This is a genomic window from Stenotrophomonas geniculata ATCC 19374 = JCM 13324, from assembly GCF_001431625.1.
In the GTDB taxonomy this organism is placed as follows: Bacteria; Pseudomonadota; Gammaproteobacteria; order Xanthomonadales; family Xanthomonadaceae; genus Stenotrophomonas; species Stenotrophomonas geniculata.
The window spans coordinates 1-15,236 of the sequence record NZ_LLXT01000085.1 but is presented as its reverse complement, the minus strand read 5'-3'; the positions used below and the strand labels follow the sequence as shown (position 1 = coordinate 15,236).

Below are 15,236 nucleotides of genomic sequence, written 5' to 3'. Positions count from 1 at the left end.
CCCAGGGCCGGCGTCGGGTCAAGCAGGATTCAAGCAGTGCTGCGGATTACAGCGGACGACCGATGCCGGCGCAGGTGCTGGGATTGTTCAGGCCGGCAGTGCTGCTGGCCAACACGAAACGGTTGCGGATCGCATCGCGCCACTTCTTGGGCAACGGGGCAAAGCCATGGCCGGTGATCGATGCCTCGTAGGCGGCCGGGTAGGTCGCCGAATAGTGGCGAGCCAGGAAACCTCTCAGCTTGTTGGCAACCGTCTGATCCTTGTAGCACTGACCAATCAACAGGTAGGTGTAGCCGATGATGGGGTAGATGACTGAAGGATTGCCCATGTAGGGAGCCCAGTTGGCAGGATCCTGAGCAGCGATGCCGGACGGAGGATCGAAAACAGTCAGGATGAATTCCCATTGCGCCCGATCCGGCGAGAAGCCTCTGACCTTTGCGACCTTGGTCGCATCGGTCAGGCTCGGGATCACGTCCGGCCCGGCGTAGCCGATACGGCCTTCAAACGCGTAGACAGCGTTGTACAGCGAGGTGTCCCCGGTGGCCGGAGCGGCCACCAGGAACCCCGGCAGGCTGCCGTTGGCATCGCGCTTGTAGAGGTCGGCGAAGGTCGACTTGATGGCGAACTTGCCGCCCGCCAGGTTCGAGGTCTCAGCCCGCTCACGGGCGCAGTTAGTGGCAAGGAATCGGGTGAGAATCTCGCTGGTTCCGCTGCTTTCCGGACGGTACACGACCTGGATCGGGCCGCTGCGGTTGGTGTCGATGGTCGACCAGTCGCTGATCGCACCCGAGAACACGCCGCAGATCTGCGCCACGCTCAGGTCCACCGCCGAACCGGCCTTGTTGAACGGGATGGTGACCGAGGTGGCCACCGACGGCACCTGGATCAGCGCGCCGTAGCGGTTGGCGTTGGTCGGCTGGTTGAAGTTGGTGGTGTAGGTACTCAGCTCGGCGCTGCTCAGCACCGAATCGCTGCCAGCGAAATGGACGGTGCCGGTGGTCGAGAACAGCGCCGAGTTGTTTTCCAGAAACGCCTTCTTGCCGGTACCCGATCCGGTCACGGCGTAGCTGAAGTTCGCCGGCAGGATGCTGTCGGCCGAACCCTTGTAGAGGTCGGCCGGCAGCGAGGCACCGCCGCCGGTAACGGTCTGCGCCGAGGCGGCGCCCACGGTAGCGAGCAGCACGGTAGCAACCAGCGCGGCCAGGGTCTTGTACTTGCTCATGATCTTCTCCTGAAGGGTTTACTGCGAAGGGAAACGCCAAGGGAGGTACCGTTACTGCACGCCTACTGTCATCTCCCAGCCCGCTGCATGAGGACACGTCCATCCTCATTCGTGCCTACGCGAGCTCTGCAGCGCAGCCCCGTGTTGCCGGACCGCCAACCGCAGCTGGAGGCGTCCGACGTCGTGCATTCGCCTGATGCGAGTGACCGCGCACTGGACCGCACTGGCGGCGGTGATCGGAGACACGCGCAACGCATGCCCTGCTACTGATAGACGGTTCGCGTGACATGAAGCCGACAGCGTGCAGCGGACCATGACGTTGCACGCCGCACGGCGGAAATGGCGACGCCGGCCATAGGGGCCGGCGCCGGGTCAAGCAGGGTTCACGCGGTGCTGCGGATTACAGCGGACGGCCGATGCCCGAGCAGGTGCTCGGATTGTTCAGGCCGGCCGCGCTGCTGGCCAGCACGAAGCGGTTGCGGATCGCATCACGCCAGGCCTTGGTTAGCGGGATGAAACCATGGCCGGTGATCGACGCCTCGTAGGCCGTCGGGTAGGTCGCCGGATAGTGACGGGCCAGGAAGCCGCGCAGGCTGGTGGCAACCGCCGAATCCTTGTAGCACTGGCCGATCACCAGGTTGGTGTAGCCGGCAATCGGATAGCCGGCCGACGGGTTGCCGAACACCGGCACCCAGTTGGCGGGGTTCTCGGCGGCGGTGCCGGTCGGCGGAGCGACGGTATCCAGGGTGGCCTGCACGCTCACCTGGTCAGGCGAGAAGCCCTTGACCTTGGCAACCTTGGTCGCATCGGTCAGGCTCGGGATCACGTCCGGGCCGACGTAGCCGATGCGGCCATCCGCCGCATAGACAGCGTTGTACAGCGAGGTGCCGCCCGTGGCCGGCGCGGCAACCAGGAAGGCCGGCAGATTGTTGTTGGCATCGCGCTTGTACAGGTCGGCGAAGGTCGACTTCACGGCGAACGTGCCGCCGACCAAGTTCGAGGTCGCAGCCGGCTCGGCCGCGCAGGCGGCAGCCAGGAAGCGGGTGAACATTTCGCTGGTGCCACTGCTCTCGGTGCGGTAGACCACACGGATCGGACCGCTGCGGTTGGCGTCGATGGTCGACCAGTCGCTGATCGCACCCGAGAACACGCCGCAGATCTGTGCCACGCTCAGGTTGACGGCCGAACCCGGCTTGTTGAACGGGATGGTGACCGAGGTGGCCACCGACGGCACCTGGATCAGGGCGCCGTAGCGGTTGGCATTGGTCGGCTGGTTGAAGTTGGTGGTGTAGGTGCTCAGCTCGGTGCTGCTCAGCACCGAATCGCTGCCGGCGAAATGCACGGTGCCGGTGGTCGAGAACAGCGCCGAGTTGTTTTCCAGGAACGCCTTCTTGCCGGTGCCCGAACCGGTCACGGCGTAGGTGAAGTTCGCCGGCAGGATGCTGTCGGCCGAACCCTTGTAGAGGTCGGCCGGCAGCGAGGCACCGCCGCCGGTAACGGTCTGCGCCGAGGCGGCGCCCACGGTAGCGAGCAGCGCGGTGGCAACCAGCGCGGCCAGGGTCTTGTACTTGTTCATGATCTTCTCCTGAAGGGTTTACTGCGAAGGGAAACACCAAGGGAGGAACGGTCACTACACGCCTGCTGCCGCCGAGGGCCTCCCAGCCCACTCTGCGGCGACGTGTCCATGCTGGTCCGCGCCGATGACAGGCCGCTTAAGAAACCTGTGGAAGATCAGAAAAAGGTGTGGAGGATTGTGTGGAGGAATCCAGCTGTCAGTAGATCCACGCCATGCGTGGATGTGCCGCCCATGCCGCGCGTCTGGTGATCCATCCACGCATGGCGTGGATCTACTGCACCAGTTGGTTCATTTCCATGATCGGCATCAGCACCGCCAGCACGATCGTCAGCACCACGCCGCCCATCACCAGGATCATGGTGGGTTCCAGCAGCGCGGTCAGCGCCATCGCGCGACGCTCGATCTCCCGCGAAATCGTCTGCGCAGCGCGATCCAGCAACGGCGCCAGCGAACCGGTCTTTTCGCCACTGGCCACCAGGTGCACCAGGATCGGCGGATACACCTTCTGTACTTTCAATGCAGAGCCCAATGCGGCGCCTTCGCGTACGCGCGCGGACACGTCGTCGGCGCAACGCGCCAGCAGCACGTTGCCCAGGGTCTGCCGCGCCGCCTCCAGTGCACGCAGCAGCGGCACGCCGGCATCGAGCAGGATCGCCAGCGTCGAGGCAAAACGCGCACTGTTCACGCCCAACACGAAGCGCCCGATCATCGGCACCCTCAGCAACAGCGCATCCCAGCGCAGGCGCAGCTCGGGCCGGCGCAGGGCCAGCCGCCAGGCCACCACCAGCGCAGCGATGCCCAGCCCCACCCACACGCCCCAGCTGCGCACGAAGGCGCTGGCCGCCAGCATCACCTGGGTCAGCATCGGCAGCGTCTGCCGCGCCTGCACGAACGCGGTCACCACCTGCGGCACCACGTAGCTGAGCAGGAAAATCACGATCGCCACCGATACCAGGCTGATCGCCGCCGGGTAGATGAAGGCGGTCAGCACCTTGGCCTGCAGCGCGTTGCGTTCTTCGATGTAGTCGGCCAGGCGCTCCATCACTCGCGCCAGGTCGCCGGAGTCTTCACCTGCCCCCACCAGTGCCCGATAGATCGGTGGGAAATCGCGCGGCCGCGCGGCCAATGCCATGGTCAGGCGCTGGCCGGCACGCACGTCGGCGCGTACCGCGGTGAGTGCCTGGGCCACGTGCGGGCGCTCGGCCTGCTCGATCACCGCACTCAATGCGCCTTCCAACGGCAGGCTGGCGGCCAGCAGACTGGCCAGCTGGCGCGTAGCCCAGGCCAGCTCGCTGGCGGACAGCCGGCGAGCCCCCCAACCACTGCCGGCACTGCGCGCCGCACTCACTTGCACGGGGGTCAGCCCGCGCCCGCGCAGCAGCTGGCGCGCTCCGCGCGGGCTGTCGGCGTCCAGCTGGCCCTTCTCGATGCGGCCCTGCGCGTTGGCGGCCTGGTAATCGAACAGTGCCATCGTCGCCTCAGTCGTCACCGGTGACGCGCAGGATCTCTTCCAGCGTGGTCACCCCGCTGTCGACCCAACGCTGGCCGTCCTGGCGCAAGGTCCGCATGCCGGCACGCCCCGCCGCCTCGCGCAGGGCGGGCTCGCCCTGCCCTTCATGGATCAGCGCACGCACGCGATCGTCCACCACGAACAGCTCGTGGATGCCGGTTCGCCCCCGATAGCCACTGTTGGCGCAGGCCGCGCAGCCCACCGCGCGCCACACGGTACGGCCGTCGCCATCCACCTCGGCACGCCGGCATTGCGTGCACAGCCGCCGCACCAGCCGCTGCGCCAGCACGCCGCGCAGCGACGAAGCCAGCAGGAACGGCTCCACGCCCATGTCGGCCAGGCGGGTCACCGCCGAGATCGCATCGTTGGTGTGCAGGGACGCCAGCACGCCATGGCCGGTCAGCGATGACTGCACCGCAATCTGTGCGGTCTCCAGGTCGCGGATCTCACCGATCATGATGGTGTCCGGATCCTGACGCAGAATCGCGCGCAGCGCGGTGCCAAAGCTCATGCCGATGCGCGCGTTGACCTGGATCTGGCCGATGCCGGCGAAGTCGTACTCCACCGGGTCTTCCACGGTGAGGATGTTGCTGGTGCTGCTGTCGAGCTGGCCCAGTGCGGCGTACAGCGACGTGGTCTTGCCGCTGCCGGTCGGCCCGGTGATCAGCACGATGCCGTGCGGCTGCCGGATCAACCCGGTAAACGTGGCCAGGGTGTCATCGGCCATGCCGAGTCGCTGCAGCTGCAGCCGGCCGGCATCCTTCTCCAGCAGGCGCAGCACAGCACGCTCACCATGCCCCGTCGGCACCGTGGAGACACGGATATCCAGTGGCCGGCCGCCCACACGGATCGCGATGCGCCCGTCCTGCGGCAGGCGCTTCTCGGCGATGTCCAGGTGGGCCATGATCTTGATGCGCGACACCAGCGCCGCATGCAGTGCGCGCCGGGGCTGCACCATGTCGCGCAGCGTGCCGTCCACCCGGTAGCGCACCACCGAATGGGTCTCGAACGGCTCGATGTGCAGATCGCTGGCGCCATCGCGTGCAGCCTGTGCCAGCAGCGCATTGATCATGCGGATCACCGGCGCATCGTCCTGCGCATCCAGCAGATCGGTGACCTCCGGCATGTCCTGCATCAGCCGGTCCAGGTCGACTTCGCTTTCGGCGGCACCGACCACGGCAGCGGCATCACCGCCGTCACGGTACTGCTCACCCAGCCGCCGCTGCCAGGTCGCCGCATCCAGCGCATGAAACGGCAGCGGGCCATGCCGGCGGCGCAGCTCGGCCACGGCCCACGCCGCGGTGTCGGCGGTGCCAAGCAGAACCGGTTCGCCACCGGCCTCGGACAGCATCACGCCATGGCTGCGCACCCAGGCGTACGGCAGCGGCGCGGCGGCGCTCACGGCCCGATCACCAGTTCCGGCGTGTAGCCCAGCCCGCGCAGCTGCTGCAATGCCGGGTCCAGCGTCGCCGGATCGCGCGGCAGTCGCACGCGCAGGCGCTGCCCGCTCTCGCCCGGCGTCGCTTCGGCATAGGCCTGCAGGCCCAGTGCCCGCACCTGCGCCACGCCCTGGCTGGCACGTGCCGGGTCCAGCCCCTGCGCGAACTGCACCAGCTGCGCATTGCCGTCATCGGCCGGATACAACGCTGCCAGGCTGGTGTTCTGCAGCGGCTGGCCCTGCCCGTCGCGCGCATTGCCCTGGCCGAGTACAGACAGGTCCTGCGGCGGCAGCTGTGGTGCCGACAGCGCCGGCAATGCCCAGCTCTGTACCGGCTGCGCGCTGGCCTGCGCGTTGCGCATGTAGTCGTAGCGGTCGCGGGTCAGGCGCTGGCCGGCGGCGGGGTCACGCACCACGTGCGGGCGCAGGAACACCATCAGGTTGGTCTTGGAGCGCTTGCGCGTATCACTGCGGAACAGCGCCCCCAGCACCGGGATCCTACCCAGGCCCGGCACCGCATCACGGCCATGGCTGACGTTGTCCTCCAGCAGGCCACCCAGGACCATGATCTGGCCATCGTCCAGCAGCACGCTGGTATCGAGCGCTCGCTTGTTGGTGATGATGCCGGCGGCACTGTTGGCACTCTGCGCGTCGATGCTGCTGACTTCCTGGTAGATGTCCAGCTTCACCGTGCCGCCCTCGGAAATCTGCGGGCGCACCCGCAGCTTCAGGCCCACGTCCTCGCGCACGATGGTCTGGAACGGGTTGTTGCTGCCACCACCGCCGTCGGTGACGTAGCGGCCGCTGACGAACGGCACGGTCTGGCCGACCATGATGCTGGCTGCCTCGTTGTCCAGCGTCATCAGGTTCGGCGTGGACAGGATGTTGGCGCCGCCCTTGCTCTGCAGCGCGTTGGCCAGCGCTTTCATGTTGAGGATCTGGCCGACACCAGGCAGGTTGATGGTGCCGTCGATCACGCCGATCTTCAGGCCATCCTTGGGCAGCACGTCCAGCGTGGTACGCGCGCCGGTATTGAGCCCGCTGCCGCCGGTGGCACCACCGAAGTGGGTGCCACCAAAGGTGCGTCCATTGCCCAGCATCCACTGCACGCCCAGCTCAGCCGCGTCGGTCTGGTTGACCTCCACGATCAGGCTTTCCACCAGCACCTGTGCACGGCGCTGGTCGAGCTGGTCGATCACACGCCGCAGGTTGCGGTACACCGGCTCCGGTGCCGAGATCAGCAGGGTGTTGGTGGCCACGTCCGCCTGCACCGAGATGCCGTTCTGGCTGAAGCCGGTGCTTCCCGCATCGATCGGGTCACGGCGGCTCGGGTCCAGGCGCTGCGATTCCAGCGCATTGCCTCCGGTCTTGGCCTGCTGCGGCTGCGACGGCTGCGTTGGCGGGGAACGATTGGCGTCACCCGGCAGTGGCGTGATGCCTTCATTGCTACCCATCGCTGCTGCATCGCTCTGCCCGGCCACCACGCCACGCAGCACACCGGCCAGCTGGTTGGCCTGGGCATTGCGCAGGTAGACCACATGCAGGTTGCCGGACTCGTCCTGCGCGCGGTCCAGCTTCTCCACCAGCTGCCGCGCCAGGCGGGTGCGCCCGGGGCTGCTGGAACGCAGCAGCACGCTGTTGCTGCGCGGGTCGGCCATCACCACCACTTTCTGGGTGGGCTCGGCGCCCTGCGCATCCAGCAGCGGCGCGACCATCGCCGCGACGTCAACGGCAATCCCCTGCTGCAGCTTCACCACATCGGTGTCCATGCCGGCCGGCGTATCGACGCTGGCGATCACCCGTGCGATGCGCTCCAGGTTGTCGGCGTAGTCGGTGATCACCAGGGTGTTGTTGCCTGGATTGGCGGTGATCGGATTGTCCGGACTGATCATCGGACGCAGCACCGCCACCAGCGCCGCTGCGCTCTCGTAGCGCAGCGCGAAGGTGCGGGTGGTCACCTCACCGCCGGCACCACCAGTGCCGACGCGTCCTCCCAACAGCTTGGCATCGGCCTGCGGCACCACCCGGCTGACGCCGCCGTTCTCGACCACGGCGAAGCCACGCATGCGCAGTGCGCCCAGCAGCAACTGGTAGGCCTGGGTACGGCTGACCGGGCCATCGGAAACCACTGTCATCTTGCCGGTCACCCGTGGGTCGACCAGGAACTGGCGGCCGGTGAAGCGTGCGGCCATGCGCAACACGCCACCGATATCGGTGTCGACCATGTTCAACTGCACCGGCTCATCGCGGGCGTCCTGCGCCAGCACCGACGCCGGTGCGTGGGCCATGCACACGATCAAGGCCAGTGCGGTACTGCAGGCAAGGCTGCGCATCGCCCTCATGGATGGGCACCCACGTTGAGCGCCATCACGATGTTTCCGGAAATCCGTGCCGCCGGCATGTTCGCATCCCCTGTGCGTGTCAGTTGCAGCTGCTGCAGTTCGATGGCCGGATCGGCCAGCACGGGCAGCAGCCAGTTCCACAGCGCGTCAGCGGGCACCGCGTGCACCTGCAGGTGCCAACGCCCGTCGCGCGCTTCGATATGCAGTCCGTCGGCGAGGCCGGCTGACTTGATTCCATCACGCAACCCGGCCATCGTCGGGCGCTGCCCCTGCGTCTGCTGCTGGCGCTCGCGTGCCTGCAGCAGTGGTGCCAGTACACGCGCCTGTGCCTGCAGCCGCGGTAGCTCGGCCTGCCAGTGCGTGCGCTGCTTCAGCAGCGGCTCCAGCCACAACGACCACAGACCCGCCACCAGCAGCGCCAGCACCATCACCCACAGCATCAGCCGCTCGCGCGGTGGCAGGCGTTGCCAGCGTTGCTGCAGGCCTGCCAGTCCCTCGCCCAGTCGCAAGGTTCGGGTGGTCACTGTCCAGCCCCGTTCACCCGCAGGCGTCCACCGGCTTCGCGCGTCAACTGCAGGCCCTGCGCCTGGACCGCTTGCTGCCAATGCTCAAGCCGCTGCGGATCATCGGCCAATGCCTGGGCATCGGCATCCAGCTCCAGGTACACCTGCCCGGCTTGGTAGTGCAGGCTGTGCACCTGCCCCGCCAGCTCCGGAACCGCGTGCAGCGTGCTGGCGATCTGACGTTGCAGCGCCGGCAACGGCGGCGTCGGCGGTGGAACCGCAAGCGCTCGCCTTGCCTGCAACACCGGGTCCACCACATCGGTGACCTCCGGAAAGCGTGCGCTGAACTGCCGTGCCATGCCCTGCTGCAGCGCCTCACCCTCGATCCGCCAACGCGAGACCTGCCACTGCAGGCCAAGTGCAGCCAGCAGCACCGCCGCCAGTGCCAGGCCGATCGCCAGTCGCGGCGCTTGACGGCCTGCGCCGGGCAGCGGCAATGACCAACCCGGCAACGGACCACAGGCCTGCTGTTCATGCGCAACGGCGCTGGCCGGCAGGCTGTCCGGCCACGCCGGCGGTACGCTGTCGATCCATTGCACGGCCCGCACCCCGGCCTGTTGCAGGCGCACTGCCAACGCCTGCATCACCGCACAGGCATCACGTCCGCCATACCATTGAACGAAACCCCGGTCGCGCCCGCTGCGTACCAGCAGGTGCTCGCCCCTGACCTGCAGCGTGGCATGACCGTCCTGCCAGGGCAGCAGCAGCGGCGTCGGATACAGCGCCTGCAACCGCAGTGCACACGAAGCCAGCAGCTGCTGCGCCTGCAGGAGCGCCTGCTGGCCCAGCCAGGCCACAGGAACCGTGCCGTCCGTCGCCTGCACACCGTGGGCCAACGCGACCTCCTGCAGGTCATCCAGCAGCATCGCCTCCACCTCACCCTGCAGCGCCGACTGCAGACGGCGCCCGGACAACGGTGGCAACTGCAGTTCCAGCAGGATCAGGTCGTTCGGATCGAGGCAGGCATGCACCGCAGCCTGCGGATGGCGCAGGCCCAGCGCCGCCAGCGTGTCGCGGCCGTGAGCCAGCACCTCGCCCTTGTGCAGCTGCGCCCAGTCCACCGCGCTGTCGGCGCGCAGACACTCAAGCGCCGGCAAGCGCACCCGAAGCTGCACGGTCATGCGCCGATCCTCGTCCACACGCGTTGCACACGCACGCCATCGTCGCGGTACTCGCGCCAGAGCAACGCGCGAAAATCAACCGCGCTGCCGTCAGCCTGCACCTGGCCGACGGCCAGGAACCACTCGCTATGGATACCCAGGGGAAGCACGGCCATCTGTTCGTTGCTCAGTTGAAGTCGATTGGCGATGTCGCCGCGATTGAGCAGCCAATGACCAGCGTCGCGCTCACCGAGCAGCGCCTGCAGCCGTGCCGGTTCGACCGCAGGCGTCAGCGCCTGCAGAACGCTCAGGTCGCTGGTATTGGCGTTGACCAGGGTCTGCGCCGGCAGCACCACGGTGCGCCGCGCCAGCGCCTGCAGCGCTACCGGGTCAGCGCCGGCCAGCGCCTGTTCGATCAGTGATTCACGCGGCAGCGGCGCCTGCGCCTGCATGTCGCCATCGCGCAGGCGCGCCTGGATGTGGTCCGCCGCGGATGCGCAGGCGCCCTGGCCCAGCCCCTGCCCGGCACACAACGCGATGAACGCGCGCCGCGCCTCGGGGTCAGGCCTGCCATGTGCCAGCAGGTTGCGCAGGTTGAACATCGACTGCGCATCGACCAGTTGCAGCTGCACCGGCAACGGCGCCTGCAGTTCCAACGGGCGCGCCCAGCGCCCGCTGCGCACCGTGGTCAGCTGTTCCTTTACATCCTCACGCAGCTGCTGCGCCGCACGCTCCAGCGTGGCGTCCACCGCCATGCGCACCTGCGCGCGTAGCTGGTCACCACGCAGCGCACGCAGCTGCGCCGACTGCCGGGTCAGCAGTGCCGTGGCAATCACCGCCACCAGTGCCACCACAAGCAGGGCGACGATCACCGCCACGCCACGCTGGCGGGTGCACGAGACCGAACGCGTCCGGGCTGTCATCAGCACGCCTCACAGCTGCCAGGAGCCGATGTCCGCGTTTCCGGCGTCGCCACCGGGCTGGCTGTCCGCCCCCAGCGAAAACACATCGATGTCGCCATGGGTTCCGGGAATCTGGTACTGGTACGGATGGCCCCACGGGTCATTGGGCAGGCGATCCAGATAGGGCGTGAACGGCATCGTGCCACCGCCCTGCGGGGGCTTCACCAGTGCCTGCAGGCCCTGCTCGGCACTGGGATAGCGACCGTTGTCCAGCTTGAACAGCTTCAAGGCCTGCATCAATGCGGCGATGTCCTGGCGCGCCGCCACCACGCGTGCCTGGTCGGGACGGTCCATCAACCGCGGCACGATCAGCGCGGCGAGGATGCCGATGATCACCACCACCACCATGATCTCGATCAGGCTGAAACCCTTCTGCCGAGCTTTGCGACCACGAACCTGCCTTGCCATTGTTCCGCCCTCGTCATCCTGGAAGAGACCGCTGCGCCATGGTCAGCGGTGCATGTGTCAGTACGATAAACATCCGCCGGCAATTCGCTGCGCGTGTGCCTGTACGGGCGCACCACGCGCAGCCGGTGCACATGCAGACTCGAACAGATGCCGCGGTACGCTGGCCAGCGCATCGTCGATGCAGCCGCGCAGCATCGGATGCGCGCAGGCCTGCAGCAGCCGCACGCACTGCATCGGCGACCACGCTGTTCCATGATCGAGGCCGATGAACATCCGATAGGCCTGGTGATAGCGCAGGTCGTCGTACACGCGCTGGGCACTATTCAGATCGCGCATGACCACCAGCAGGGCCGCGCGTTGCAGCAGCCGCGCATCGCCTGCATCAAGCGGCAGCGGGCTCATGGCCGCTTCGGGCCAGGGCCGCAGCTGCAGATCGATGGCTTTTCGCAGCGCCACCAGTGGGTGCGCACTACCATCCAGTGCCGCCCAGCGCGCCGCATCTGCCCAGGCATCACTGGACAGCACCCAGACCCAGGAGTGCCCATAGCGCTGCACGTTCAATGGCGTATGCCGCGCCTGCTCCAGTGACTGGCTCAGGTGACGATCCAGCTCCAGCATGCTGATCCTGCGACTGTCTGCCATCGGCGCCGCCCGTGCTCCGCGACGCGTGGTGCGCCGTACTCTGGAGAAGACGTCAGCAAGGCAGGTGAAGCGACAGCGCACATGCAGCTCTGTGCGCTGCGTGGCGCTTCATCGCCAACGTCATCGCAGCGTCATCTGCCTGCAGGCTTCGCGCTCCAGTCGCGGTGCGTCGCCCCCGCAACGGCGCGCCAGTATCGCCACATCGCTGCGCGCGGCGAACGCGGCCAGCGCATCGGTCATCTCCGCGTCATCGCACCATGACCCCATCGCAACGCGCAGCGCCGGCAATTGCCAGCTGTCCATCACACCGTGGGTACCGGCCACGAACCAGTGCCACAGCCGATGGTGCAGCACCTGCTCATGCAGCTGCGCCAGATCCCCGATGCCATGCATGTCCATCAGCAACAGCGCACGAGCAAGCGCCGCAGGCGGCAACGCACCGGTTTCAGCCAGTGGCAACACCCGCTGCTGCAGGCGCAACAGCATCGCCAGCGGGTGCGACTGCGGATCGAAGTCCAGCAGCACAGCCTTTTCCTGCCACTGCGCGTCGGACACCACGCACACCCATGGCGATCCGTAGCGGTGCACCATCAACGGCCGCCGCTGGGTTGTTTCCAGCAACGCCGACAGATTGCGACGCAGATCCAGCACACCGATGGTCTCGTTGCGCATCCTTGGCTTCTCCTTGCTTGCAACAGCCCTGCGCGGTGCGCACGGCCAGCGTCTTCATCTATCCAAGGACGGCGATGCCACCCGGAAAGCGACGCAGATCCAGCGACATCGTCAGTCGCAGTTGCTCCAGCGCCGCATCCGGGTCATCGATGCGGAAGCGACCGCTGACCGGCGCGCGCGCCAATGCCGATTCACCCAACAGCACCTTGCCACGACGATAACGGTTGATCTCGTCCACCACCTCGCGCAGCGGTGCGCGACGGAAGACCAGCATGCCATCGGTCCACGCACTCACTTCCGAGGCCACAGCCTCGGCCACCACACCACTGAGGCGCTCGTCGTACTGGGTCTGCTGGCCCGGCTGCAGCCGCAGCCGCCCCTGCGGATGCTCGATGCGGGCGCTGCCCTGCAGGCAGGTCACCCGTACCTGGCCGTGAGTGTTGCGCACATCCAGGCGCACTGCGCCTTCATCGGCAATCACGCAGCCCGGGCCCGCGAACAACGCCAGGCGCAGGCCGGCCTGGGTCTCGATCGCGGCCTGGCCCTGCACCAGCTCGAAGCCTTCGCCCTGCGCGTCCGCGCGGCGGCGCAGGCTGCTCTGCGTATCCAGTTCGATCTTCAGCTGCGGCAAGGGTGCAATCTGCAGCCGTTCACCGGTGCCGGTGTGGAAATCGGCCGCCATCGCCGTCACCGAGGGCCATAATCCCAGCGGCGGACGGATCGCCGCCACCACCACCAGACTGGCCGGCGCGGCAATCGCCGCGCCCAGGAAGGCACGCCGGCTCCAGCGCTGGGCCGGCGACGGCGCGACCGGTTGGCGCGCGGCGGCGGGCAGCTGCTCGCCGGCCAGCCGCACCTGCTCCCACTGCCGGCGCGCACGTCCGAACGCTTCACGATGACGCGGGTCGGACTCGCACCACGCGCGGAACCGGCGCCCGTCGGCGGCGGTCGCCTCGCCCGAGGTCAGCCGCACCACCCACGCGTGGGCCTGACGCTCAACGGCATCCAACGGGCGTTGCGGGCGATCGTCAGGATCCATGGGGGCTCATGCCGGACCCGCACGCTGCGGGGTTCTGCTCGGCGTCAAAGTGTAGACGGATGCCGTCGCTCAGAACCGCACCTGGCGCCCCTGCCCGCTGCGCTCGGCCAGGTAGTCCTGGGCCGCCTTCAGCTCACGCTGCACCAGCCGCAGCGACACACCGAGGTGATCGGCCACGTCGCGCTGCTGCAGGCCATCGACGCGGATTGCCAGCAGGATGCGGCGACGGCGCTCGGGCATGCGCTGCAGCAGGCCGACCATGTCTTCCAGCGCGAAGTCCAGCTCGGCCGCCTGCGCTGGACCAGGTGCAGGGTCGGCCATGTCCATCAGCGTATCCACCTCCTCCAGGCTCAGCAGGCGGTGGTCAGCACGTTGGCGGTCGATCACGGTGTTCATCGCCATGCGCAGCAGGTAGGCCGCGGGGTTCTGCACGGCATCCAGGCGGTCACGCCGCGCACTCAGGCGCATCCAGGTGTCCTGCAGCGCGTCGCCGGCCAGCTCCTCCGATCCCAGCTTGCGCACCAACCGCCGTTTCAGCTCGTCGTAGGCACCCAGAAGGTGGTCCATCAGGTCAACTGCCCCAGCCGTACCGTTGCTCATGTTCGAATCCTTGAAGTCATGGAAGGGGCGCGCGCCCGCCGCAGTCGTGGTCGGTGCCGGAAGGACGGATCTGCAGCGTCACCGGCTGTGGCAGCGCGGCGGTCTCGGTCGCCAGCACCAGGCCCTGCATTGCCTGCAGCAGGTGAGCATCGCGGCGATCGCTGCCACTGCCGGACAGCAGCTCGGGCTCGCTCACCTTGCCCGCGCCGTCGATGCGGAAGCGCAGCGTCGCGGCATAGCGGCCGGGTGCGATCTCGGGGTCGTCGCAGAACGCCGCGCGCAGCCTCTGTTGCAGGCCGCCATAACGACGCCGACGTTCGGCCTCGGGAAGTTCGGCACCAACACCGGGTTCGGCGGCCGAGGGCATGCCCCGACGCAGCACCACGCGCTGCTCGCCGATCACCTCGGCCTCGACGCCGGAGTCCTGCAGCAGCGCCTGCAGGGCGGGCAGCGGCGGCAGGCTGGCGCGCAGCGCATGGCTGCTGCGACCCGCGGCAAGATCGCCCGGGTACATCACCGACCACCCGCTGATGACGCTGAAGCGCTCGACCGCCTGTTCCAGCGGCTGCGCAGGGATGTCGTAGGCATGAACACCGTCCTGCGCGGCGGCGGCAAAGGACAGCAGCAGCCATGCGGCGATGGCCACCTTCCAAGTTCTGACCGCATGGTGTCCATTCAGCCCCCTGACGTAGAACACATGACCCTCGGCAGCGACAGCAGCTGCAGTGGACGCGCACCACGACCGGAACCCCGGCCCGCGCGCGACCCGCAAGCGGGCTCAAAACGTACCGGTGCCAGATGTCATTGCGATGACCGCCGCCACGGCTGACGCCGAGGCAGACTCCGTGGAGCCAGTCATGCATCAGGAATCAATGAACCGAGCAGACAGGTTCATCTGCGCACGGGATCCGACCCCGACAGATCGCGGAAGCTGTCAGGCGGCGGGGCGGTATGGCCAGGCAGGACCGTTGGCGCCATGGATGGCGCCATCGAGCCCCCAAGGAAGGGTTTACGGCGTGTCCTGCCTGGCCATGCCGCCCCCCCCCCCCCCGGGGAATCGCTGTTGCTGTTGCTGTTTCTGTTGCTGTTTCTGTTTCTGTTGCGCCTGAGGTTGCCGGGCCGCGGGCGGGACTACCCGCGGGGGCGGGGGGCACCCCGGCCG

Annotated in this window: 14 protein-coding genes; all 14 read right to left on the bottom strand. The window is 67.8% G+C overall.

Translation table 11 applies throughout. The features are described from left to right. Nucleotides 1–46 precede the first annotated feature (46 nt). Nucleotides 47–1,222, bottom strand: coding sequence for a substrate-binding domain-containing protein (locus ARC63_RS05605; protein ID WP_057502762.1), 1,176 nt, complete (start codon nucleotides 1,220–1,222; stop codon nucleotides 47–49). A gap of 400 nt (nucleotides 1,223–1,622) precedes the next feature. Further along, complete coding sequence (locus ARC63_RS05600) at nucleotides 1,623–2,798, bottom strand: substrate-binding domain-containing protein (protein WP_057502761.1); 1,176 nt, start codon at nucleotides 2,796–2,798, stop codon at nucleotides 1,623–1,625. Between the two features lie 271 nt (nucleotides 2,799–3,069). After that, nucleotides 3,070–4,269, bottom strand: coding sequence for a type II secretion system inner membrane protein GspF (gspF, locus tag ARC63_RS05595; RefSeq protein WP_057502760.1), 1,200 nt, complete (start codon nucleotides 4,267–4,269; stop codon nucleotides 3,070–3,072). A gap of 7 nt (nucleotides 4,270–4,276) precedes the next feature. Next, a complete protein-coding gene (gene gspE, locus ARC63_RS05590) occupies nucleotides 4,277–5,710 on the bottom strand; it encodes a type II secretion system ATPase GspE (RefSeq protein WP_057502759.1) in 1,434 nt (477 codons plus the stop codon). After that, on the bottom strand, nucleotides 5,707–8,088 hold the full coding sequence (gene gspD, locus ARC63_RS05585) for a type II secretion system secretin GspD (protein ID WP_057502758.1): 2,382 nt from the start codon (nucleotides 8,086–8,088) through the stop codon (nucleotides 5,707–5,709). The genes gspE and gspD overlap by 4 nt, the downstream gene beginning before the upstream one ends. Continuing rightward, complete coding sequence (gene gspM, locus ARC63_RS05580; RefSeq protein WP_057502757.1) at nucleotides 8,085–8,612, bottom strand: type II secretion system protein GspM; 528 nt, start codon at nucleotides 8,610–8,612, stop codon at nucleotides 8,085–8,087. Before gspM ends, gspD begins: the two co-directional genes overlap by 4 nt. Further along, a complete protein-coding gene (gene gspL, locus ARC63_RS05575; RefSeq protein WP_057502756.1) occupies nucleotides 8,609–9,772 on the bottom strand; it encodes a type II secretion system protein GspL in 1,164 nt (387 codons plus the stop codon). Before gspL ends, gspM begins: the two co-directional genes overlap by 4 nt. Next, nucleotides 9,769–10,674: a type II secretion system minor pseudopilin GspK gene (gene gspK / locus ARC63_RS05570; RefSeq protein WP_057502806.1), complete on the bottom strand. Its 906-nt coding sequence runs from the start codon at nucleotides 10,672–10,674 to the stop codon at nucleotides 9,769–9,771. The genes gspL and gspK overlap by 4 nt, the downstream gene beginning before the upstream one ends. Before the next feature lie 9 nt (nucleotides 10,675–10,683). After that, entirely contained in the window at nucleotides 10,684–11,121 is a 438-nt protein-coding gene (gene gspG, locus ARC63_RS05565) for a type II secretion system major pseudopilin GspG (protein WP_057502755.1), read from the bottom strand. 57 nt (nucleotides 11,122–11,178) lie between these two features. Continuing rightward, nucleotides 11,179–11,763, bottom strand: coding sequence for a hypothetical protein (locus ARC63_RS05560; RefSeq protein ID WP_057502754.1), 585 nt, complete (start codon nucleotides 11,761–11,763; stop codon nucleotides 11,179–11,181). Nucleotides 11,764–11,883: 120 nt separating this feature from the next. After that, nucleotides 11,884–12,435, bottom strand: a complete 552-nt coding sequence (locus tag ARC63_RS05555; protein ID WP_049409471.1) for a hypothetical protein — start codon at nucleotides 12,433–12,435, stop codon at nucleotides 11,884–11,886. A gap of 58 nt (nucleotides 12,436–12,493) precedes the next feature. Then, complete coding sequence (locus ARC63_RS05550) at nucleotides 12,494–13,474, bottom strand: FecR family protein (RefSeq protein ID WP_057502753.1); 981 nt, start codon at nucleotides 13,472–13,474, stop codon at nucleotides 12,494–12,496. 69 nt (nucleotides 13,475–13,543) lie between these two features. After that, nucleotides 13,544–14,074, bottom strand: a complete 531-nt coding sequence (locus ARC63_RS05545) for an RNA polymerase sigma factor (protein ID WP_019337777.1) — start codon at nucleotides 14,072–14,074, stop codon at nucleotides 13,544–13,546. 16 nt (nucleotides 14,075–14,090) lie between these two features. After that, nucleotides 14,091–14,771 (bottom strand): STN domain-containing protein, encoded by a 681-nt coding sequence (locus ARC63_RS05540; RefSeq protein WP_043396252.1) that lies wholly within the window; start codon nucleotides 14,769–14,771, stop codon nucleotides 14,091–14,093. Between the last annotated feature and the right edge of the window lie 465 nt (nucleotides 14,772–15,236).

Bases quoted from the DNA above. Each gene is read 5' to 3' on its own strand.
- ARC63_RS05600 (WP_057502761.1), bottom strand. From the start codon at position 2,798: ATGAACAAGTACAAGACCCTGGCCGCGCTGGTTGCCACCGCGCTGCTC.
- ARC63_RS05560 (WP_057502754.1), bottom strand. From the start codon at position 11,763: ATGGCAGACAGTCGCAGGATCAGCATGCTGGAGCTGGATCGTCACCTG.
- gspK (WP_057502806.1), bottom strand. From the start codon at position 10,674: ATGACAGCCCGGACGCGTTCGGTCTCGTGCACCCGCCAGCGTGGCGTG.
- ARC63_RS05555 (WP_049409471.1), bottom strand. From the start codon at position 12,435: ATGCGCAACGAGACCATCGGTGTGCTGGATCTGCGTCGCAATCTGTCG.
- ARC63_RS05545 (WP_019337777.1), bottom strand. From the start codon at position 14,074: ATGAGCAACGGTACGGCTGGGGCAGTTGACCTGATGGACCACCTTCTG.
- gspL (WP_057502756.1), bottom strand. From the start codon at position 9,772: ATGACCGTGCAGCTTCGGGTGCGCTTGCCGGCGCTTGAGTGTCTGCGC.
- ARC63_RS05605 (WP_057502762.1), bottom strand. From the start codon at position 1,222: ATGAGCAAGTACAAGACCCTGGCCGCGCTGGTTGCTACCGTGCTGCTC.
- gspF (WP_057502760.1), bottom strand. From the start codon at position 4,269: ATGGCACTGTTCGATTACCAGGCCGCCAACGCGCAGGGCCGCATCGAG.
- gspG (WP_057502755.1), bottom strand. From the start codon at position 11,121: ATGGCAAGGCAGGTTCGTGGTCGCAAAGCTCGGCAGAAGGGTTTCAGC.
- ARC63_RS05550 (WP_057502753.1), bottom strand. From the start codon at position 13,474: ATGGATCCTGACGATCGCCCGCAACGCCCGTTGGATGCCGTTGAGCGT.
- gspD (WP_057502758.1), bottom strand. From the start codon at position 8,088: ATGAGGGCGATGCGCAGCCTTGCCTGCAGTACCGCACTGGCCTTGATC.